Annotated in this window: 22 protein-coding genes and 1 tRNA gene; 8 read left to right on the top strand and 15 right to left on the bottom strand. The window is 72.4% G+C overall.

Annotated elements, in window-relative coordinates:
- Positions 1-4: 4 nt before the first annotated feature.
- The 5 genes from ACGFI7_RS05975 to ACGFI7_RS05955 all read right to left on the bottom strand — a co-directional run bounded on the left by ACGFI7_RS05975 (position 5) and on the right by ACGFI7_RS05955 (position 3480).
- Positions 5-1225, bottom strand: coding sequence for a CynX/NimT family MFS transporter (locus tag ACGFI7_RS05975; RefSeq protein ID WP_393399711.1), 1221 nt, complete (start codon positions 1223-1225; stop codon positions 5-7).
- Between the two features lie 171 nt (positions 1226-1396).
- A complete protein-coding gene (locus ACGFI7_RS05970; RefSeq protein ID WP_393399708.1) occupies positions 1397-2005 on the bottom strand; it encodes an SRPBCC family protein in 609 nt (202 codons plus the stop codon).
- A 31-nt stretch (positions 2006-2036) separates the two neighbouring features.
- On the bottom strand, positions 2037-2417 hold the full coding sequence (locus tag ACGFI7_RS05965) for a hypothetical protein (RefSeq protein WP_393399706.1): 381 nt from the start codon (positions 2415-2417) through the stop codon (positions 2037-2039).
- Positions 2414-2779, bottom strand: a complete 366-nt coding sequence (locus ACGFI7_RS05960; RefSeq protein ID WP_393399703.1) for a hypothetical protein — start codon at positions 2777-2779, stop codon at positions 2414-2416. Before ACGFI7_RS05960 ends, ACGFI7_RS05965 begins: the two co-directional genes overlap by 4 nt.
- 11 nt (positions 2780-2790) lie before the next feature.
- Positions 2791-3480: a TetR/AcrR family transcriptional regulator C-terminal domain-containing protein gene (locus ACGFI7_RS05955; RefSeq protein WP_393399701.1), complete on the bottom strand. Its 690-nt coding sequence runs from the start codon at positions 3478-3480 to the stop codon at positions 2791-2793.
- A 55-nt stretch (positions 3481-3535) separates the two neighbouring features.
- On the opposite strand from ACGFI7_RS05955, the gene ACGFI7_RS05950 reads away from it, so the two are divergent.
- Both ACGFI7_RS05950 and ACGFI7_RS05945 read left to right on the top strand, forming a co-directional pair.
- Positions 3536-4900, top strand: coding sequence for a DHA2 family efflux MFS transporter permease subunit (locus ACGFI7_RS05950; protein WP_393399699.1), 1365 nt, complete (start codon positions 3536-3538; stop codon positions 4898-4900).
- On the top strand, positions 4870-5364 hold the full coding sequence (locus ACGFI7_RS05945; protein WP_393399696.1) for a DUF523 domain-containing protein: 495 nt from the start codon (positions 4870-4872) through the stop codon (positions 5362-5364). The genes ACGFI7_RS05950 and ACGFI7_RS05945 overlap by 31 nt, the downstream gene beginning before the upstream one ends.
- A 123-nt stretch (positions 5365-5487) precedes the next feature.
- On the opposite strand, the gene ACGFI7_RS05940 is transcribed toward ACGFI7_RS05945, so the two are convergent.
- Both ACGFI7_RS05940 and ACGFI7_RS05935 read right to left on the bottom strand, forming a co-directional pair.
- On the bottom strand, positions 5488-7050 hold the full coding sequence (locus ACGFI7_RS05940; protein ID WP_393399694.1) for a M28 family metallopeptidase: 1563 nt from the start codon (positions 7048-7050) through the stop codon (positions 5488-5490).
- A gap of 104 nt (positions 7051-7154) precedes the next feature.
- Positions 7155-8195: an ABC transporter substrate-binding protein gene (locus ACGFI7_RS05935; protein ID WP_393399691.1), complete on the bottom strand. Its 1041-nt coding sequence runs from the start codon at positions 8193-8195 to the stop codon at positions 7155-7157.
- 128 nt (positions 8196-8323) lie between these two features.
- On the opposite strand from ACGFI7_RS05935, the gene nhaA reads away from it, so the two are divergent.
- Positions 8324-10147, top strand: a complete 1824-nt coding sequence (gene nhaA / locus ACGFI7_RS05930) for a Na+/H+ antiporter NhaA (protein WP_393399689.1) — start codon at positions 8324-8326, stop codon at positions 10145-10147.
- Between the two features lie 18 nt (positions 10148-10165).
- Positions 10166-10699, top strand: a complete 534-nt coding sequence (locus ACGFI7_RS05925) for a hypothetical protein (RefSeq protein ID WP_393399686.1) — start codon at positions 10166-10168, stop codon at positions 10697-10699.
- Here the strand turns inward: ACGFI7_RS05925 and ACGFI7_RS05920 are convergent.
- Positions 10696-11463 carry an SDR family oxidoreductase gene (locus ACGFI7_RS05920; RefSeq protein ID WP_393399684.1) on the bottom strand — a complete coding sequence of 256 codons (768 nt, stop codon included), beginning with the start codon at positions 11461-11463 and terminating at the stop codon, positions 10696-10698. The two genes, ACGFI7_RS05925 and ACGFI7_RS05920, sit on opposite strands and share 4 nt — an antisense overlap.
- Before the next feature lie 105 nt (positions 11464-11568).
- Here ACGFI7_RS05920 and ACGFI7_RS05915 point away from each other — a divergent pair, with 105 nt between their 5' ends.
- A complete protein-coding gene (locus ACGFI7_RS05915; RefSeq protein ID WP_393399682.1) occupies positions 11569-11874 on the top strand; it encodes a hypothetical protein in 306 nt (101 codons plus the stop codon).
- Here ACGFI7_RS05915 and ACGFI7_RS05910 read toward each other — a convergent pair.
- Complete coding sequence (locus ACGFI7_RS05910) at positions 11871-12323, bottom strand: hypothetical protein (protein ID WP_393399680.1); 453 nt, start codon at positions 12321-12323, stop codon at positions 11871-11873. The genes ACGFI7_RS05915 and ACGFI7_RS05910 overlap by 4 nt on opposite strands.
- A gap of 44 nt (positions 12324-12367) precedes the next feature.
- Here ACGFI7_RS05910 and ACGFI7_RS05905 point away from each other — a divergent pair, with 44 nt between their 5' ends.
- A complete protein-coding gene (locus tag ACGFI7_RS05905; RefSeq protein ID WP_393399678.1) occupies positions 12368-13342 on the top strand; it encodes a helix-turn-helix transcriptional regulator in 975 nt (324 codons plus the stop codon).
- Here ACGFI7_RS05905 and ACGFI7_RS05900 read toward each other — a convergent pair.
- The gene (locus ACGFI7_RS05900; RefSeq protein WP_393399676.1) at positions 13330-14277 is read right to left on the bottom strand and encodes a GNAT family N-acetyltransferase; all 948 of its coding nucleotides are present in this window, start codon (positions 14275-14277) and stop codon (positions 13330-13332) included. The genes ACGFI7_RS05905 and ACGFI7_RS05900 overlap by 13 nt on opposite strands.
- Before the next feature lie 18 nt (positions 14278-14295).
- Positions 14296-15243: an MBL fold metallo-hydrolase gene (locus ACGFI7_RS05895; protein WP_393399674.1), complete on the bottom strand. Its 948-nt coding sequence runs from the start codon at positions 15241-15243 to the stop codon at positions 14296-14298.
- A gap of 162 nt (positions 15244-15405) precedes the next feature.
- Between ACGFI7_RS05895 and ACGFI7_RS05890 the strand changes: the two genes are divergently transcribed.
- Positions 15406-16224 (top strand): NAD-dependent epimerase/dehydratase family protein, encoded by an 819-nt coding sequence (locus tag ACGFI7_RS05890; RefSeq protein ID WP_393399672.1) that lies wholly within the window; start codon positions 15406-15408, stop codon positions 16222-16224.
- Positions 16225-16238: 14 nt separating this feature from the next.
- Here the strand turns inward: ACGFI7_RS05890 and ACGFI7_RS05885 are convergent.
- The 4 genes from ACGFI7_RS05885 to nadD all read right to left on the bottom strand — a co-directional run bounded on the left by ACGFI7_RS05885 (position 16239) and on the right by nadD (position 18162).
- A tRNA-Ala gene (locus tag ACGFI7_RS05885) sits at positions 16239-16311 on the bottom strand.
- A gap of 110 nt (positions 16312-16421) precedes the next feature.
- Positions 16422-17063 carry a histidine phosphatase family protein gene (locus ACGFI7_RS05880; protein WP_393399670.1) on the bottom strand — a complete coding sequence of 214 codons (642 nt, stop codon included), beginning with the start codon at positions 17061-17063 and terminating at the stop codon, positions 16422-16424.
- Positions 17060-17455, bottom strand: a complete 396-nt coding sequence (rsfS, locus tag ACGFI7_RS05875; RefSeq protein WP_393399668.1) for a ribosome silencing factor — start codon at positions 17453-17455, stop codon at positions 17060-17062. Before rsfS ends, ACGFI7_RS05880 begins: the two co-directional genes overlap by 4 nt.
- Before the next feature lie 89 nt (positions 17456-17544).
- Positions 17545-18162 carry a nicotinate-nucleotide adenylyltransferase gene (gene nadD, locus ACGFI7_RS05870; RefSeq protein ID WP_393399666.1) on the bottom strand — a complete coding sequence of 206 codons (618 nt, stop codon included), beginning with the start codon at positions 18160-18162 and terminating at the stop codon, positions 17545-17547.
- Positions 18163-18258: 96 nt separating this feature from the next.
- Here nadD and ACGFI7_RS05865 point away from each other — a divergent pair, with 96 nt between their 5' ends.
- A complete protein-coding gene (locus ACGFI7_RS05865) occupies positions 18259-19272 on the top strand; it encodes a M48 family metallopeptidase (protein WP_393399664.1) in 1014 nt (337 codons plus the stop codon).
- Positions 19273-19274: the final 2 nt, after the last annotated feature.

The raw sequence follows: 19274 nt of genomic DNA, 5'->3' as shown, positions 1-19274 counted from the left end.
AGCGTCATCCTGCCAGAGACACGCGCCGCTCGTCCTCGACGAACCGGTCGCGTCCCGCGTACAGGCCGGTGACCAGCTGCGCGGCCAGCACGGTGAAGATCAGCAGGTACGGGAGCGTCCAGCCGCCGCTCGCCTGGCGCAGCACGCCGACGAGCAGCGGGCCCGCGCCCGCGATGAGGTATCCGGCGCTCTGGCCGAACGCCGAGAGCGCGGCCGTGGTCTCCGGCGTGCGGGTGCGCACGGCGAGCATGGTGAGCGCCAGCGGGAACGACCCCATGCCGATCGCCACCAGCACCACCCACACGGGCGCGGTCGCCGCCGGCGCCAGCCACAGCCCGAGGAATCCGATCACGTACGCGGTCACCAGGCCGACCACCATCGGCCGCTGGTCGCGGAAGCGGGCGGTCACGACGGGCACGAGGAGCGAGACCGGGACGTTCAGCGCGGTGAAGGCGCCGAGGATCACGCCCGCCTCGCTCACCGAGTAGCCCCCGTCGGTGAGCATGGTGGCGAGCCAGCCGAACATGATGTACGCGATCATCGACTGGGTGCCGAAGTAGACGGCGATCGCCCAGGCCAGCCTGCTCCGGGCCATGCCGCGCAGGCCTGTGCCGGTCCGGCCGCCGCCCCGCGCCGGCTCACTGCGCAGGAGCGCGAGCCACGGGACGGCGGAGATGACGGCCAGCGCCGCCCAGACGCCGAGCGCCACGTGCCAGTCGCCCGAGGCCTGCTCGATCGGGACGGTGGCCGCGGCGGCGAGCATGGTGCCGACGGCCAGCGAGGTGGTGTAGACGGTGGTCATGACCCCGGTGCGGGCCGGGAAGTGCCGCTTGATCAGCGTCGGGATGAGCACGTTGCCGACGGCGCCGCCCGACAGGGCGACGGCGCTGCTCAGCAGGAACACCGGCGCGGAGTCGACCAGGACCCGGACCAGCATGCCCGCGCCCAGCGTGACCAGGGACAGCAGGAGCAGCCGGTGCTCGCCGAGACGGCGGGCCAGCGCGGGCGTCACGGCGCCGACGGTGGCGAAGGCCAGCACGGGCAGCGTGGTCAGCAGGCCGGTGCCGACGCTCGTCATGCCGAGCGAGGCGGAGAGCTGGTCGAGCAGCGGGCCGACGCTGCTGACCGCGGTACGCAGGTTCAGCGCGGCCAGGACGATCCCCAGCACGAGGAGCCAGGCGAGAGGAGTGGTTCTGGGCCGTTCCTCTTGGGTCAGCACGCTCATGCCGGACGAAGTCCTCCACTCATCAAGTCATGGGATGAATCGATAGCTTAACAGTCACGAAAGGGACATCTATTCCATAGGCAGAGCAAAGCCCCCGAAACCATCGGGGGCGGGGGGCCGGACACGCGAAACCCCCGAGAAACTCGGGGGTTTCGAAGCGAACCGGGTGAGTTACATCACCGGTCGGGGGCCCTGCGGCGGCTCGTCCCGGGGCGGGACGGGGCCGGGAGGCGGGAGGGTGCCGGAGTCGCCGGGGAAGCCCGTGTCGCCGCCGACCGTGCCGGGAGGCACCGGGCGGTCGCCGCCGAGGCCGGAACCGTGCTGGTGAGGGCCGGGGACGTCGCCCCGCCAGGCGCCGGTCTCGCCGCCGCGCGACTCGATGAACTTCTTGAAGCGCTCCATGTCGCCCTTGACGCGGGTGCTGACGATGTTGAGCCAGTCACCGACCTTCTCGGTGAAGCCCTCGGGGTCGTACTCCATCTGGAGCGTCACCCTCGTGGTCTCCGGGCTGAGCCGGTGGAAGGTGACGACGCCGGACTGGTGGGGCTTGTCGAGCGAGCGCCAGGCGACACGCTCGTCGGGGTGCTGCTCGGTGATCTCGGCGTCGAACTCGCGCGTGACCCCGGCGATCTCGGTGATCCAGTGCGTGCGCGTGTCCGTGACCTGCTTGATGGACGCGACGCCTTCCATGAACTCGGGGAAGCTCTCGAACTGGGTCCACTGGTTGTACGCGACCCTGATCGGAGCATTGACCTCTACAGCGTGCTCGATCGTACTCATGGAGAGCCTTGCTGCCCGTCCGGGCGCGCGCTTAACGTCGGCGCCACAGCCAGTAGAGGCCCACGACCGGAAGCACCAGCGGGATGAACAGGTAACCCTTCCCGAAACCGGACCAGACGGTTTCGTCAGGGAAGGCGGCCGGCCGGAGCACGCTCGCGGCGCCGATGATCAGCACCCCGGCCAGCTCGATGAAGAGCGCGGCCAGCGCGAGCCGCCGCGCGCCGCGCGCGAGCGCGACGGTGAGCAGCACGTAGACCAGCGCGGCGAACCCCGACAGCGCGTAGGCCAGCGGCGCCTCGGCGAACCTGGTGGCGATCTGCACGGCGGCGCGGGCGCCGGCGGCCACCGCGAACAGCCCGTAGAGGGCGATCAGCGCCCGGCCGGGCCCCGCGCCCAGCCCGGTGGTGGTCACGCGGCACCCTGCCAGACCTGCAGCAGCCGCCCGGTCATCACCGCGATCGCGAACCCCGCCACGACCAGGATGGCGGGCCCCCAGCGGCTGCGCTCGGCGAGCGCGAGGAAGACCCCGGCGGGCGGGATGAGCACCTGGCCGGCGAGATAGCCGTAGATCGTGGCCGTCTCGCCCGCGGGCCCCTCCCCGCCCGCCATCGCGGCGACCAGGAAGCCGCCCTGCACCAGCACCCCCAGCTCCAGCAGCACGAACCCGGAGAACAGGATCACGCCCATCGGGCGGTCGCGGATGGCGGTGATCAGGCTCGCCAGCGCCAGCAGCAGCCCGCCGACGATGACGATCGTGGCAACGGTGGTGTTCATCGCAGCACAGGTTATCGCCCGGCCAGGTCGCCCTCGATTCCGTCCAGCACCCAGCGCAGGCCGCGCTCGAAACTGTCACCGGCGCCCGGCGTCCCGGCTTCGATCAGGGGCGCGAGCCGGGGGAACTCCCCCCGCCCGACCAGCTCACGCAGGTAGGGCTCGGCCAGGGCGGCGCGCTCGGCGTCGCTGACGCCGTCGCGGCGGGGGGCCGCGCGCTCGGCCGCCTCCCTGATCACGAACCCGGTGACGTAGTCGGCGACTGCGGCCAGCACCTGCCAGGCGGTCGCCCGGTCGAGCCCGAGCCCGTCGAGCGCGGCCAGTTTGCGCTCGACGTGCCGCAGGGCGTTGGGCCCGACGGCGACCCGCTGCGAGATCAGCTCGACCCGCCACGGGTGGCGGCGCACCAGCTCGCGCTCGCTCCTGGCGAGGGCGAGCAGCGTCTCACGCCAGTCGCCTGGCGGCGGCTCTTCGGCGAGCAGCTCGCGGGAGATCTCGTCGAGCATCAGCGCCAGGAGGTCCTCCTTGCGCTCGATGTGGGTGTAGAGGCTCATCGCGCGGGCGCCGAGCTCGGCGGCCACCCGCCGGATGGACACGGCGGCCAGCCCTTCGGCGTCGGCGAGCGTCACGGCCGCGGCCACGATCGCCTCCCGGGTCAGCGCGGGACGGCGCTCGGGAACGGGCCGGGACCAGACGGAACTCACTCGTTCAGTGTACGCCCATCGATACGGTGTACGGTCAAATGCTACGGTGTACGGCATGCGATACGACGTACGGGATCCGCTCTGGGCCACCGGACTCGCGGTGCTCCTCGGCGCGATCATGACGATGCTCGACACGACGGTGGTCAACGTCGCCCTCTTCGCCCTCGGCCGGGAGTTCGCGGCCACCCCGGCCACCATCCAGTGGGCCGTGACCGGCTACCTGCTGGCCCTGTCGATGACGGTGCCCGTCACCGGCTGGGCGACCGGCCGGTTCGGCGCCCGCGCGGTGTGGGTCACCTCGCTGGCGTTGTTCGCCGCCGGGTCCGCGCTCAGCGCCGTCGCCTGGTCCGCCGGCAGTCTGGTCGCCTTCCGCGCGGTGCAGGGGCTCGGCGGCGGGCTGCTGCTGCCCGTGGGCCAGGCCATGCTCGCGCGGGCGGCCGGGCCCGAGCGGATGGGCCGGGCCATGGCGGTGATCTCGGTGCCGGCGATGCTCGCGCCGGTGGCCGGGCCGGTGCTGGGCGGCCTGTTCGTGGCAGGGCCCGGCTGGCGGTGGCTGTTCCTGCTCAACCTCCCGATCTGCGCGGCCGCGCTGCTGGCCGCTGCCCGGCTGCCCCGCGACGAGGGCGGCGTGCGGCAGCCGCTGGACGTGCTCGGGCTGGCGCTGCTCTCCCCCGGCCTCGCGGCCCTGGTGTTCGGGCTCGCCGAGGTGGGAGAGGGGGCCTCGCTCACTCATCCGGCGCTGTGGGCGGGACTGGCGCTGGTCGCCGCGTTCACCGTGCGCGGCCTGCGAGGCGGCGGGACGCTGGTGGACCTGCGCCTGTTCGGCGACCGCGGCTTCGCCTCGGCGGTGGCGGCCCTGGCCTGCTACTCGGCGGCGATGTTCGGCGTGACCGTGCTCGTCCCGCTGCACAGCCAGATCGCCGGGGGCGGCACGGCGCTGGACGCCGGGCTGCTGCTGGCGCCGATGGGGGTGGGCGCGGCGCTCACCATGCCGATCGCGGGCAAGCTGACCGACAGCCGCGGCCCGCGCGGGGTGGCGGCGGCCGGGATCGCGGTGGCGGTCGCGGGGCTGGCGGCGTTCGCGGCGGCCGACGGGTTCGCGGTCATGATGGCGGCGATGCTCGTGCTGGGCCTCGGGCACGGCCTGGTGTCGCCCTCGGTGATGGCCGCCGCCTTCCGGTCCCTGGATCCCGCCGTGCTCCCGGCCGCGACCACGCTGAGCACGATCGCGGTACGGGTCGCCGCGCCGTTCGGGGTGGCGCTGCTGACCGTGGTGCTCCAGGTGTCCACCCGCGCGTCCGCCGCGGACCCGTTCACCTGGGCGTTCGGCTGCGCGATCGGCCTCGCGGCGGTCTCGCTGGCACCGGTGGCGCTCGTAGGATCGAGGGCATGGAGAGGATCCTCGTCAGCGCGTGCCTGATGGGCCGCCGGGTCCGCTACGACGGCGGCGCCAAGACCAGCTCGGACGAGCGGCTGGCGGCCTGGCGGCGCGAGGGCCGGCTGGTGGCGTTCTGCCCGGAGGTGCAGGGCGGGCTGCCTGTGCCCCGGCCGGCCGCCGAGATCGAGGGCGGCGCGGGCGGGGCGGCCGTGCTGGAGGGGCGGGCCCGGGTGCTGACCGCCGACGGGTCCGACGTGACGGCCGAGTTCCTGGCGGGGGCGCGGGCCGCGCTGGCGGCCGCCCGGTCGGCCGGGGCGCGGCTGGCGGTGCTCAAGGAGGGCAGCCCCTCGTGCGGCGTGCTGACCGTCTACGACGGCACGTTCACCGGCCGCCGCGCCGCGGGCCGTGGCGTGACGACGGCGTTGCTGGAGAGCCACGGCATCCGCGTGTTCGGCGAGGACCACATCGAGGAGGCGGCCGCCTACCTGGGCGAGCTGGAGTCCTGATCGGGGTCATCAAAGAGCCCCGCTCGCGTGAGCGGGTGGCCAGGACCCTCGCGGTGAAGGGCGGCGATCACTTCTCATGCCCGCAGGGGGAGCGGCGCCGCGCGCCGCTCCCCCGCCCGCGGGTCAGCGGGTGGCGTGGTGGTGCCCGGCGTGCGCCTCGGCGTCCGCCTGGAGCGGCGCTCCGGCCTTCGCCTTGGCCCTGGCCGCCGTGGCGCCCGGCAGGCTGCGGTCGTAGGCGTACGTCACCGCCGAGTGCACGATGGCGCCGGTGTTGACCAGCAGCGCCTTGGTGCTGACGTTGGCGATCGTGTCGCATGACCGGTGATAGCACGGGTCGTAGGCGGCCCCCGCCGTGCCGCCGAACAGCGCGGCCTCCTCCTCGGTCTTGACGCCCTCGGCGCCGGTGAACAGGCCGCCCGAGGGGATGCCCGAGTCGATGAACGGCCCGTAGTCGGAGCGGCCGTCGAAGTCGGTGCCGACGTGCGGCAGCCGCAGCGCGTCGAAGTAGCGCTCGAACGTGTCCTCGATCTCGTCGGAGCCGGGCGGGCCCGCGGGCGCGCCGGTCGCGTCGGAGTCGTCGCCGTCATAGATCTTGTAGGCGTAGTTCGTCGAGCCGATCATGTCGAAGTTCAGGTACAGCTTGATCTTCGCCCGCTCCTCCGGCGTCAGGTTCGCCACGTAGTACTCGGAGCCGATCAGGTTCAGCTCCTCGGCCCCCCACCAGGCGAAGCGCAGCTTGTTGACCGTCGGCAGCTTGGCCACGAGCAGGGCGGTCTCCAGGATGCCCGCGCTGCCGGTGCCGTTGTCGTTGATGCCGGGGCCGGCGGTGACGCTGTCGAGGTGCGCGCCGAACATGACCACGTTGCCCGGGTTGCCGGACCGCGAGTCGGCGATCACGTTGTAGGTGGTGCGGGTCTCGCTCTCGGTGTCGGTGGCCAGGCGCACCACGGTGGTCGCCGCGGCCAGGTCCTGTCCGACCTCGAAGCTGGCGCCGACCACGGGGATGGTGACCGTGGGCTCGCCGAGCGTGCCCTGCACGGTGGCCGTGCGGCCTTCCTGGCCCTCGTTGAAGATGATCACACCGGCCGCGCCGGCGGCCTGGGCGTTCTCCGCCTTGACCCGGAAGTCGCAGCTGCCGCGCTGGATCAGGGCGATGTTGCCGGGCGTGAACCCGGCGAAGTCCGCCGCCTCGCAGCCGGAGGTGGAGCCCGGCGTGGCGGGCGGCGGCAGCTGCAGGTCCACGTTCTGCAGGGTCGCGGTCACGTCGCCGGAGCCGGAGTAGGTCATGGTGGCGAACTCGCCGACCGAGCTGCCGTCCGGCGGGGTCGGCGCGTACGTCCGCGGGTTCGGCGAGATCCGCTCCATCGTGGCCGTGGAGTTCTCGATGAAGAACGGGAACTCGAACGGCTGGATGGTCACCTTGTATCCGGCCTTGCGCAGCTTGTCCGCCACGTAGTCGCGCGAGGCGTCGTACCCCGGCGTGCCGGAGGCGCGGGTGCCGCCGTTGGCGTCGGCGATCCGCTGGAACGCCTCCAGATGGCGGACCACCGGCTTGACCTTGACCGACGAGGCCAGGGCCGTGGGACTGGGATCCGCCTGTGCCGGGGTGACGAAGGTGAGAGGAAGGGCGAGGGCCGCTGCCAGGGTGCCGGCTCGGGCCATGCCCTTGGGGAGGTGGAAGCGCATTCGGCTCCTCCGCAAGGAATCTGGTTGGGACTGTTTCCCCGATTCAAGTTGCTGTGGCACGTTAACCAGAGCAAGGCACCCTGAAAAGACCCAGATATTCAGTTTCAGCCCACCACGTCGTCCTTGGCGGATTCGAGGTTGGTCTTCAGCTCCTCCATGACCTTGGCGTATCCCAGGTAGCTGTAACGCTCGGCCGCGCGCCACGGGTAGACCTGCCCCGCCTTGACCGCGGGCAGGTCGTTCCAGGTCGGCTTCTTGGCCATCTCCTCGACCTTCATCGACTGGGCGCGGGCGTCCACCAGGATCACGTCGGCCTCGTACTTGTCGGCGTTCTCCCAGCTCAGCACCTCCCAGAAACCGCCCTCGCTCTCCGTCGCCGCGGCCGGGGAGACGAGGCCGAGGCCCAGCTCCGCGAAGTAGGCCAGGTCGGGGTGGTCGGGCAGGTAGGCCACGTACATGCTTTCGGGGGTGGCGGTGATGACCATGACCTTCAGCCCCGGCCGGGCGGCGGCCAGCTCCTTGAGCTGCGCGGACGCGGTCTCGAAGCGGGTCTTGGCCTCGACGACGGGCGCGGCCCGCGGGTCGGCGCCGAGCGCGGCGGCCAGGTCGGCGTAGCGCCCGATGACCTCGGTGAGCTTCTTGCCGCCGAGCGCGACGCCGAGCGTCGGGGCGACCGCCTCGATGGCCTCCTTCGACTCGTCCGGCACGTACCAGAGGCTGTCCTTGATGTACATGCCCGCGACCAGCAGCTCGGGCTGGACCGAGATGTACTTCTCGACGTTGAACTCGCCCCAGACGTTGCCGATCGTCTCGACCGTGCTGATGTCGACCTCGCCCACCTCGGGGTCGCGGCCGCCGTCCTTGAGCCGGTGCGGGCCGAACACCGCGACCGGCCGCACGCCGAAGTCCCACAGCGCCGCCGCCGAGCCGGCCTGGGCCACCACCCGCTCCGGCCGCTTCGGCAGGGAGATCTCCTTGCCCCGGTCATCGGTCCAGGTCCACGGCCCGGCCGCGGAGGCGGACGCGGAGGGGTCCGCGCTGGACGGCGCGGCCGCGGGCGGGGCCTGCGTCCCGCCGCAGGCGGCGGTTCCGAGCAGGGCGGCTGCGGCGAGGGCGATGAGACCGCGACGCGGGACAGTGACCATGGGGGGCTCCTCCGGGCGAAACCGATGTTTCTGGCCCGCATATTAGATTAGCCTTACCTAAGCCGAAAGGCCGCCCCCCAGGCATTCACCCGGGAACCCTAAGATCGTGGGCAGGGGGTGAGCCCACCGTGCTGAGGGCGATATTCAAGACCGAGGCAGGCAGCACCACACTGCTGCTCGCCGCCACCGTCCTGGCCATGCTCTGGGCGAACTCGCCATGGGGCGACACCTACGAGGCGTTCTGGCACATCCCGGTCGGGCTGACGTTCGGCGACGCCACGTTCTCGCTCGACCTGCGCCACTGGGTGAACGACGGGCTGATGGCGATCTTCTTCTTCGTCATCGGCCTGGAGATCTCCTACGAGATGCGCCTGGGGCAGATGCGCGACCGCCGGCTGGTCGCCGTGCCCGCCCTGGCCGCGCTCGGCGGGCTGATCTTCCCGGCGGCCATCTACCTGATGCTCAACGCGGGCGGCCCCGGCGCCGTCGGCTGGGGCGTGCCGATCGCCACCGACACCGCGTTCGTGCTGGGCCTGCTCGCCGTGGTGGGCGCGCGCTGCCCGGACCCGCTGCGGGCCTTCCTGCTCACGCTGGCGATCGTGGACGACGTCCTCGCCATCATGATCATCGCCATCTTCTACACGGCGAGCCTGTCGGTGCCCGCGCTCATCACCGCGGTCCTGCTGCTCGCCGCGATCGTGCTGCTGCGCTGGCTGCGGATCTGGCGCGCGCCCGCGTACATCGTGCTCGGCTTCGCGCTCTGGGTGGCGACGCTGGAGAGCGGCGTGCACCCGACGCTGGTCGGGATCGCGCTCGGCGTGCTGGTGTTCGTGTACGCGCCCAGCGAGAAGAAGCTGATGCGGGCGGGCGAGGCCGTGCAGGAGCTGACCTACGCGCCCAACCCGCGCGCCGCGGTGGAGGCGACCCGGCTGGTGCGCATGTCCGTCTCCGTGAACGAGCGGCTGCAGCTGCGGCTCCACCCCTGGAGCAGCTACGTGATCGTGCCGATCTTCGCGCTGGCCAACGCCGGCATCCGGCTCGACGCCGAGACCCTGAGCGCCGCGATGACCTCGCCCGTCTCCATCGGCGTGGCGCTGGGCCTGATCGTCGGCAAGCTCCTGGGCATCACCGTCGGCACCTGGCTGCCGCTCCGCCTCAACTGGGGCATCCTGCCCGGCAACCTGGTGTGGGGCCAGCTGCTGGGCGGCGCGGCGGTGTCCGGCATCGGGTTCACGGTCTCGCTGTTCATCGTGGAGCTGGCCTTCGAGGACCCGCTGCTGATCAGCGAGGCCAAGATCGGCATCCTGGCCGGCTCGATCACCTCGGCGCTGCTCGGCTGGATCATCTTCAGGCTGGCCTGGAACCGCGGCGGCGTGTGCGCCCCGCCCGACGCCCCCGCCGAGCCCGAGGAGGAGCTGCCGGAGCTGCTCAGCGTGCCGGTCGGCCCGGACGACCACGTGCGCGGCCCGGCGGACGCGGCCGTCACCATCGTCGAGTACGGCGACTTCGAATGCCCCTACTGCGGACGGCTCCACCCGATCCTGGAGGAGCTGCGGCGGCGTCACCCCGACGTGCGGTTCGTCTTCCGTCACTTCCCGCTGCGCCAGATGCACCCGCGCGCGGTGCCCGCCGCGCTGGTCGCCGAGGCGGCGGCCCGCGACGGCCGGTTCTGGGAGATGCACGACAAGCTCTACGCCCACCAGCGCGCCCTCTCCGACGAGGATCTCGCGCGCTACGCGGCCGACCTCGCGGTCGACCTGTCGGCCCCGATCGCCGCCCGCGCCGCGCGGATCCAGCGCGACGAGCGATCAGGACACGAAAGCGGGGTACGAGGCACCCCGACCCTGTTCATCAACGGCGTGCGCTACCGTGGCCGGCTGACCCTCGACCAGGTCACCGAAGCGGTGAGCCAGGCCCGCCCCGCCGCGTCCCCCCACCGAGAAGCTCCCTGACGGACGGAGATCCCCGGCATGCAGTCCCTGTGGAACACCCTCAACATCGTGATCGTGCTCCTGCAGTGCCTGGTGCCGGCGGCCGGCATCGTGGTCACGGCCATGGGGCGGCGCACCCACGGCCGTGCGGCGATGCTCGGCCTGTTCGGATGCGTCGCGCTCCTGCTGGAGGGGCTGCTGCGGCTGGGCCAGACGATCTTCCTCGAAACCCTGGTGAGGAGCGTCGGCATCGGCGGCGTGAGCCGCGTGCTCGGGATCCTGGGGCTGGTGTCGTTCGTGCTGACGGTGACGGGCCTCGGTCTGCTGATCTGGGCCGTGGTCGCCCGCCGCACCCCGCCCCCGCAGCCCGCCGCACCCGGCTGGCCGCAGCCGCACCCCGGCCCCCAGCAGGGCTGGCCCCAGACCCAGCCCGCCGCACAGCCCGGCCCGTACCAGAATCCGCAGCCCGGCCCGTACCAGAATCCGCAGCAGACCCCCTACCAGGAGCCCCAGCCTGGCCGGCACCCCGGACAGCCCCAGAACCCGCCGGCCGGGCCGCCGCCTCCGGCCTAACCCGCCAGATACTCCTCCCAGGTGATCTTCCCGGCCGGGCGGGCGGACGTGGTCAAGTGCCCGGCCCGGAAGGCCCGCCCCAGCCTGCCCGGCACCCGCACCCGCAGCAGTCGGCGGCGCGACCGCCGCGAGAGCAGCCACTGCCGGGCCGCCTGCGCCATGGTCAGCACCTCGGGCCCGCCGTACTCCTCGACCTCACCTGACGGCCCCCGTTCGATCAGCCACGCCAGGTGCCCGGCCACGTCCCGCACGTCCACCGGCTGGACGGGCAGCTCCGGGTCGGCCACCACCGCGCCCAGCCGCGCCGTCCCGGCGAAGATCTCGGCCGCGAACTCGTGGAACTGCGTCGCCCGCAGCGTCGTCCACGGCACCCCGCCGTCGCGGACGAGCCGTTCGGCGGCGAGCTTGATCCGGTAGTAGCCCCACGGCACCCGGTCCACGCCCACGATGGAGACGTAGACCAGGTGCCCGGTCCCCGCGGCGCGGGCCGCCGCCAGCAGCGTGCCGGTGCCGTCCAGCTCGACCCGGCGCGTGTAGCCGCCCTTGTAGGGCGCCGACGCCAGGTGGACGACCGCGTCCGCGCCGGCCAGCGCCGCGCCGACGCCCTCCCCGGTGGTCAGGTCCGCGACGGCCCAGCGCACCCCGCCGCCGTCCGCCCGCCGGGTACGGCTGAGCGCCCGTACCTCGAACCCCTCGGCGGCCAGCCGGGCCGTCACCGCCCGGCCGAGCCGCCCGCTCGCCCCTGTCACAACCACAGATGTCATGCCGAAAGGACGGGACGAAGGCGTCGGATGTGACAATCTTGGAGCGCACTCCCACATCGCCGCGCGTTCGAGGGGATCATGAATCCGGAGCAGCCAGACGGGGACATGACGATCAGGCGCCGCTGGAGCGGCCCCGCCCAGCCGCCACGGCGGCCGACGACCTCTCCGCACCCGCTGCCCCCGCCGAGGAACGCGACGCCGCTGTTCCCGCAGAGCCGCCCGGCGGCGCCTCCGCCGTTCCAGATGGACGACGGGACCCGCCGCCTGGACTACACGCCGGACCTGCTGCCCGACGTCGCCTACGAGACCGGCAGGTCCCGGCCGGGCACGTGGTGGCTGTTCGTGGTGGGCGGGATCCTCCTGCTGGCGGCCGTGCTGACCGCGGCCGTGCTGTTCTCGGTCAACTCCTAGGCCCTGGCGAAGTCCATCGTCCAGTTGGTCTCCCAGGTCCGCTCGCCGTCGACCGAGAACGCCTGCTCCCACCGGCAGGCGTCCGGCCCGAGCACCGTCCAGACGAACCGGCAGCGCACCGGCGTCCCCTCGTGCGCGTCGTCGGCGTAGAACTCGCCGCGGTCGCCGTCGAAGCCGCCCACCATCGGCGGCAGGCCGAGCGTGCCGGTGCGGCTGCTGGACCAGTAGATGGACCACAGCCGTGCCGCCGGGTCGTACAGCCGCACGGTCAGCCCGCTGTAGCCGCGGGTGGGGAACTCGATCTCGTCGACGTTCGCGGCGCCGCCGAAGTGGGGGGTGCAGACCGACCGGCCGGGGAACTCGTCCCACGTGTCGCTGCCGGCCAGCCGCTCGGTCAGGCGGCGGTTGGCCACGTTCCAGGTGCCGAAGAGGAAGTCGAAGTCGTTCATGCGGCGACGGTAGGGCGGGGTCACTGACATGTAGTGTCAGCGATGTGCGCGCGTCACGCCTCGTCTCGATCCTGCTGCTCCTGCAGACCCGGGGCCGGATGACGGCCAGGGAGCTGGCCGAACGGCTGGAGGTGTCGGTCCGTACGATCTACCGCGACGTGGAGTCGCTGCACGCGGCCGGCATCCCGCTCTACGGCGACGCCGGCCCCAGCGGCGGCTACCAGCTGCTCGACGGCTACCGCACCCGGCTGACCGGGCTGACCGCGGACGAGGCCGAGTCGCTGTTCCTGGCCGGGCTGCCGGGCCCGGCGGCCGAGCTGGGGCTGGGCGCGGTGGTGACGGCCGCCCAGCTCAAGCTGATGGCGGCGCTGCCGGTGGAGCTGCGCGACCGGGCCGGCCGCATCCAGGAGCGGTTCCTGCTGGACGCCCCGACGTGGTACCGCGATCCCGAGCCGGTCGCCCACCTGACGGCGGTGGCCGAGGCGGTGTGGAACGAGCACCCGCTGCAGGTCCGCTACCGCCGCTGGCGGGCGCCCCAGGAGGTGGAGCGCCGGCTGGAGCCGTACGGGCTGGTGGTGAAGGCCGGGCGCTGGTACCTGGTGGCCCGCTGCGGCGCCGACGTGCGCACGTACCGGGTGTCGCAGATCCTGGAGCTGCACCCGCTGCCGGGCCGGATCGCCCGCCCCGAGGGCTTCGACCTGGCCGCCTACTGGCAGGGTCACCTGGCGGAGTTCGAGGCCAGGCTGCGGTGGGGCGAGGCGGTGGTCCGGCTGTCGCCGTCCGGGCTCGGACGGCTGCGCGACCTGATGACGCCCGGCGTGGTCGCGGCGGCGAAGGAGACGGCCGGGCCGCCCGACGAGGAGGGCTGGGTCACGGTGACGGTGCCGATCGAGTCGATCGGGCACGCGGTCGCCGAGTTCCTCAGGCTCGGCCCGGACGCCGAGGTGGTGGCGCCGCCGGAGCTGCGCGAGCGGATCGCCGACGCCGCCGAGCTGGTCGTCCGCCGTTACCGCGGCTGATCCCGGCGCATCACGTGGAAGCGCCGGGTGACCTCGTACCCGGCGCCGGTGTAGAGACCGGCGGCGGGCCCGGTCTCGCCGGTCCACAGGAACCACGCCCCGTGCAGCCCCTCGGCCCGCATCCTCGTCATGGCCGCGTGCAGCAGGATCTTGCCGAGCCCGGTGCCGCGCTCCCCCGGATCGACGCCGAACGGCCCGAACCGCTCGCGGACGCCGTGGTACGCCCCGTACGCCGCGAACCCGACGACGCGCTCCCTCGTCGCGACGATCAGCCGCTCCGGGCCGCCCATCCGCCTGATCGCCTCGCCCCAGTCGGGGTTGAACGCCCCGGCCGCGAACCTGATCAGCCCGGGCAGCTCACCGTCACCCGGCGTCCGGAAGGCGTACCCCTCCCGCTCCCGCGCGGCCCGCAGCTTCAGCACCTCGTCAGGCGTCGCGTACCCGACGAGCGTGCGGTCCATGGCGACCGGCGTGGACACGGTGCGGAAGCCGAGCTGCTCCAGCAGCCGGTACGCGGCCGGGTAGAGCACCGGGTCCACCCCCGGCAGCACGTAGCCCGGCGTGTACGAGGCGAACTCGACCGTCGTGCGCCCGTGCCCCGCCAGGAATCCCAGCGCCTCCTCCAGCAGCCGCCGTCCCATCCCCTGCCGCCGGTGTTCCGGGGTCACGAAGAAGAACGGGATCCACCCGGTGCCGAGCTCCAGATCCGTGCCGGGGGCGAGCGGCACCAGCCGGCGCACCCCGTACGCGCACCCGGCGACCTGTCCGTCCACCACGGCCACCCGCAGGCCCTCGGGGTCGAAGTTCGGATCGAGGAGCACGCCGTCGCGCAGCCGGCCGGGGGTGGTGGGGTCGGCGGGCAGGCCGCGGTTCCAGGCGGCGACGAGCGCCCGCTCGTCACCGGCGGCGAACGGCCGGACCGTGACCTTGGTCATCCGGCCATGCTGCCAGAGTCAGACGCGGGTGGGCAGCGGCCCGCCGTGGTACGTCATCGCGTCGGCGAACGCGGTGAGCAGGTCGACCTCGCCGCCCTGGCCGCCCTCGCCGCCCTCGGCGTCGGCGTAGGCCCGGTGCAGGTTCATCACCAGCCGTTCGGCGTCGTCCCACCCGGCGAACTCGCCCAGGTCGGCCTGCTGCGCCGCCGCCAGGGGCGTGAGGCCGTGCTCGCGGCCCTTCTGGGCGACGTCGAGCACGAACCGGTAGTAGCGTTCGTGCGCCGCCAGGATGCCCGGCAGCGCCGCCGCGTCCGCCAGCGGCCCGTGCCCCGGCACCACGTGCTCGGCCCCGAACGCCGCCAGCCAGTCCAGCGACTCCAGCGCGCCCTGCACCGACCCCATCATCACCAGCGGCGTCAGCCCGTTGAAGATCAGGTCACCGGTGAACAGCACCCGCTCCTCCGGCAGCCACGCGACCACGTCGCCCGGCGTGTGCGCCGGCCGGCCCGGGTGCCGCAGCTCGATCCGCCGCCCGCCCGCGAACACGGTCACCTCGTCGCGGATGGCCACGTCCGGGACCCGGCGGGTGACGTTCCCCCAGTCGGGCACCGGTGTCCAGAACGGCGGGCACCCGTCGATGACGAAGTCGGCCAGCAGCGCCTCCCGCATGGCCGCGTGCCCGAACAGCACGGCGGTCTCAGGCAGCAGGCTGTTGCCGTACGCGTGATCGCCGTGCTGATGGGTGTTGACCGCCATCCGCACCGGCACGCCGCCGGTCGCCTGGTCCAGCGCCCCGAGGAACCGCCGGGTCCGCTGCTCGGTCGCGCACGTGTCGACCACGAACGCCGCCCCGTCGCCGGCGACCGCCCCCGCGTTGTTGACCCACCACGTCCCGTCAGGCTGCACCCACGCGAACACCCCGTCCACGACCTGGTGCAAGCGCGCCTTTCCGATCGGCCCGTCCATGTTGTTCCTCCCGTCGGTGACCCAGGCCCCCTCTGCACTACGTCCCATCCTTCCCGGCGGATCACGTCGCGACCATGACGACATCACGGATCATGCGCGGTGTAGCGGACAGGGCCGTCCATGCTGCAAAGTGGAAACACTGTTTCCCTAGGAGGTCGTGACGTGCGCTATGTGATCATCGGTTGTGGCAATGTCGGCATGGAGCTGGCCCGCCGCTGGACCGCCGCGGGCCATCAGGTGACCGGCACCACCACCACGGCCGGGCGGGTCGAGGAGCTCCAGGAGGTCTGCTCGGACGTGGCCGTGCTGCGGGGCAGCGACCGGGCGGCCGTGGAACGGGTCAGCTCCGGGGCCGACGCCGTCGTCCTGACCGTCAGCCCGCGTCTTTCCCGCTCCTTCGACGCCGCCCAGCGGGTCGCCGAGTACGCGGACACGCTGACCGCCAGCGCCCGCACCGCGGCCGAGGTGCACCCCCGGGTGGTCTTCACCAGCTCGGCGTCCGTGTACGGCGCCGGCACGGGCGACGTGGTCGACGAGAACACCCCCGTGACGGGCGACTCCGACGCCTCGCCGCGCAACTTCGCCGAGGCCGAGGCCGCCGTGCTCGCCACGGCCGGCGGCGCGGTCGTGCGCATCCCCGACGTGTACGGGCACCCGCGCGACATGGACTACCCGACACGGGTGAAGATGGCCCACGAGATGCTGGGCGGGAGCGTCCCCTTCTCGGCCGACGCGCTGCTCTACCGGATCGACTACCGCGACGCGGCCGCCGCGCTCGACTTCGTGGTGAGCGAGGGGCTGACGGGGATCTACAACGCGGTCCCGGACACCGTGCCGCCCCGGACGAACGAGGAGGTGTTCGGCGAGATCTGCGCCGCCGAGGGATGGCCGCCGCTGACCTTCCGCGGTGAGATCAAGACGCCGACCGTGCCGGTGAGCTCGGCCAAGCTCCGCGCCGAAGGATTCACCTTCGCGCACTGAGCGACGGGGTTGGGTGGAGCTATGGGGATTCGAACCCCAGACCTCTTCCATGCCATGGAAGCGCGCTACCAACTGCGCCATAGCCCCAGATCACCGCTCGCAAGCGGGCCTCGGAGAGCATATAGCCATCTCCGTGATTCGCCTAATCGCGGAGACGGCTCAGAGAGACGGGCCGCTCGCGTCACGCGAGCGGCCGTTCACTCGGGCCGGCGCCCCTCGGCGTCGGGGCTGTCGTCGCTGTTGATCGGCTCGGGGAGGGTGCCGGCGTTGTGCTCCAGCAGCCGCCACCCGCGGTGGCCCTCGTGGAGCACCGACCAGGAGCAGTTGCCCAGCCCGCCGATGGCGGACCACAGCTCCTGGGGCAGCCCGAGCAGCTCGCAGATGCCGAGCCGCAGCGCCGCGCCGTGGGAGGCCACGACGAGCAGCCCGTCGTCGTCGAGCTTGGCCGCCCAGCGCCGCATCGCGGCGGCGACCCTGGCGGCGACGTCGGTCACGGGCTCGCCGCCGGGGGCTTCCCAGGCGACGTACTCGCGCGGCCAGCGTTCGGCGATCTCCTCGCGGGTGAGACCCTCCCACTCGCCGCCGCCGCGCTCGCGGAAGTCCTTGTCGACCGCCACGTCGAGCCCGGCGACGCGGCCGAGGGCGAGCGCGGTGTCGTTGGCCCGCTGGAGGTCGGAGGACACGATGAGGGTGGGCCTCAGGGAGGCGAGCAGGGACGCCGCCCTGGCCGCCTGAGCCATGCCGGTCTCGTCGAGCGGGATGTCGGAGTGGCCCTGGAAGCGGCGTTCGACGTTCCACAGGGTCTGCCCGTGACGGAGGCAGACGATGCGCTTGCTCAAGTGCGGGCCCTTTGGATGTTGGCCTGCATCACGCTCTCCGGCAGGGCGATGGCCGGGCAGTCCTTCCACAGCCGCTCCAGGGCGTAGAAGGTGCGGTCTTCCTCGTGCTGGACGTGCACCACGACGTCCATGTAGTCGAGAAGGACCCAGCGGCCCTCGCGCTCCCCCTCGCGGCGCACCGGCTTGGCGTCGGCCTCGGTGCGCAGCCTCTCCTCGATCTCGTCGACGATGGCGCGGACCTGGCGGTCGTTGTTGGCGGAGCAGAGCAGGAAGGCGTCGGTGATGACGAGCTGCTCGCTGACGTCGTAGGCGAGGATGTCATCGGCCAGCTTGTCGGCGGCGGCCTCGGCGGCGATGCGCACGAGCTGGACGGCAGTGTCGGATGCTGTCACGGTGCGGGTCGGTCCTCCTGTGTCGGCAACATGCCCTATATGGAGGGTACCCGTTACGGCCGTCCTGCCCCACGCATGGCACGATCACTTCATTCGTGGGCTCGATACAGGTCGCGCTTGTTGATGTACTGGACGATCCCGTCGGGCACGAGATACCAGATGGGCTCGCCCTTGGCCACCCGCTGCCTGCACTCCGACGACGAGATGGCCAGCGCCGGGATCTCCAGCAGCGTCACCCTGCCCTCGGGCAGCCCGGGGTCGTGCAGGTGATGGCCCGGCCTGGTGCAGCCGACGAAGTGGGCGAGCTCGAACAGCTCGTCGGCGTCCTGCCAGCCGAGGATGGCGCCGAGCGCGTCGGCGCCGGTGATGAAGTACAGCTCCACCTGCGGCCCGTAGATCTGGGAGATGTCGCGCAGCGTGTCGATGGTGAAGGTGGGGCCCGGACGGTCGACGTCGACCCTGCTGACGGAGAAGCGCGGGTTGGACGCGGTGGCGATGACGGTCATCAGGTAGCGGTCCTCGGGCGCGGACACCTCGCGCTCGTACTTCTGGTACGGCCGTCCCGTGGGCACGAACACGACCTCGTCGAGATCGAAGTGGTGTGCCACCTCACTGGCCGCGACCAGGTGACCGTGATGGATCGGGTCGAACGTGCCGCCCATGACTCCAACGCGTCGCTTCCCCTGCATATCAGGCGCGTTCATCATGAAACGGACCTTACGCGGAAGCCTTCCCAAGACATGACGGCACCCCCCTGCACGATGGCCGCGCACCACTCCCGTTGCGGACGTAGCATGCCGGGCATGACGACCACCCCGGACCGCAGCCGCGTCCAACTGCCCGGCATCTCGTCCCGTGCCTACGAACATCCCGCAGACCGGTCGGCCCTGGTCGCTCTGCGTAAGTTGAGCGGGTTCGACACGGTTCTCAAGCAGATGTCCGGCCTAGTCAGTGAGCGGCGCCTGCGCCTCATGTATCTCGCCTCGGCCGTGCGTGTCAGCGAGACCCAGTTCCGCTCTCTCTACGACATGGGCCGCGACGCCGCCTACGTCCTCGACCTGCACCGCATCCCGGAGATCTACGTCCAGCAGGATCCGCAGGTGCAGGCCAAGGCCATCGGCTTCGACGACCCGTTCATCGTCGTGACCACCGGCCTGCTCAACCTCATGAACGAGGAGGAGCAGCGGTTCGTCATCGGCCACGAGACGTCCCACATCCTGTCGGGCCACGCCGTCTACCGGACCATGCTCGACATCCTCACCCGGCTGGCGGCCCGCGTCGCCTGGATCCCGCTCGGCTACATCGGCCTGCGCGCGATCGTGGCCGGCCTGGAGGAGTGGTACCGCAAGTCGGAGCTGTCGTCCGACCGCGGCGGCATGCTCACCGGCCAGGACCCGGAGGCGGCCAAGCGCGCGCTGATGAAGCTCGCCGGCGGCGACTACACGCACGAGATGAACATCGAGGCGTTCCTGGAGCAGTACGCCGAGTACGACACCGCGGGCGACCTGCGCGACGGCTTCCTCAAGGTGCTCAACCTGCTCGGCACCACCCACCCGTTCGCCGTGGTGCGCGTGGCCGAGCTCGACAAGTGGCAGCGCAGCGGCGAGTACGACCGCATCATCGGCGGCGACTACCCGCGCCGCGAGGACGACCCCAACGCCCGCGTCAGCGAGGAGGTCAAGGCGGCCGCCGAGTCCTACCGCAGGTCCTGGTCGGAGTCCCAGGACCCATTCATCGGCGTGCTCCGCGACGTGGCCGAGGGCGCGGTCAACGCCGGCGAGCGGATCTTCAACCGGTTCGCGCGCCGCGACGGCTGACC

Origin of the sequence: Nonomuraea sp. NPDC048826 (assembly GCF_043198225.1) — a bacterium.
In the GTDB taxonomy this organism is placed as follows: Bacteria; Actinomycetota; Actinomycetes; order Streptosporangiales; family Streptosporangiaceae; genus Nonomuraea.
Note: the sequence above shows the minus strand (reverse complement) of the source record. Positions and strands in the feature narration are given on the sequence as shown.

Coding starts and splice junctions, on each gene's coding strand:
- ACGFI7_RS05895 (WP_393399674.1), bottom strand. CDS start 15,243: ATGGACGGGCCGATCGGAAAGGCGCGCTTGCACCAGGTCGTGGACGGG.
- ACGFI7_RS05960 (WP_393399703.1), bottom strand. CDS start 2,779: ATGAACACCACCGTTGCCACGATCGTCATCGTCGGCGGGCTGCTGCTG.
- ACGFI7_RS05865 (WP_393399664.1), top strand. CDS start 18,259: ATGACGACCACCCCGGACCGCAGCCGCGTCCAACTGCCCGGCATCTCG.
- ACGFI7_RS05920 (WP_393399684.1), bottom strand. CDS start 11,463: ATGACATCTGTGGTTGTGACAGGGGCGAGCGGGCGGCTCGGCCGGGCG.
- ACGFI7_RS05935 (WP_393399691.1), bottom strand. CDS start 8,195: ATGGTCACTGTCCCGCGTCGCGGTCTCATCGCCCTCGCCGCAGCCGCC.
- ACGFI7_RS05940 (WP_393399694.1), bottom strand. CDS start 7,050: ATGCGCTTCCACCTCCCCAAGGGCATGGCCCGAGCCGGCACCCTGGCA.
- ACGFI7_RS05915 (WP_393399682.1), top strand. CDS start 11,569: ATGACGATCAGGCGCCGCTGGAGCGGCCCCGCCCAGCCGCCACGGCGG.
- ACGFI7_RS05900 (WP_393399676.1), bottom strand. CDS start 14,277: ATGACCAAGGTCACGGTCCGGCCGTTCGCCGCCGGTGACGAGCGGGCG.
- ACGFI7_RS05975 (WP_393399711.1), bottom strand. CDS start 1,225: ATGAGCGTGCTGACCCAAGAGGAACGGCCCAGAACCACTCCTCTCGCC.
- ACGFI7_RS05970 (WP_393399708.1), bottom strand. CDS start 2,005: ATGAGTACGATCGAGCACGCTGTAGAGGTCAATGCTCCGATCAGGGTC.
- ACGFI7_RS05925 (WP_393399686.1), top strand. CDS start 10,166: ATGCAGTCCCTGTGGAACACCCTCAACATCGTGATCGTGCTCCTGCAG.
- ACGFI7_RS05945 (WP_393399696.1), top strand. CDS start 4,870: ATGGAGAGGATCCTCGTCAGCGCGTGCCTGATGGGCCGCCGGGTCCGC.
- ACGFI7_RS05950 (WP_393399699.1), top strand. CDS start 3,536: ATGCGATACGACGTACGGGATCCGCTCTGGGCCACCGGACTCGCGGTG.
- ACGFI7_RS05910 (WP_393399680.1), bottom strand. CDS start 12,323: ATGAACGACTTCGACTTCCTCTTCGGCACCTGGAACGTGGCCAACCGC.
- nadD (WP_393399666.1), bottom strand. CDS start 18,162: ATGATGAACGCGCCTGATATGCAGGGGAAGCGACGCGTTGGAGTCATG.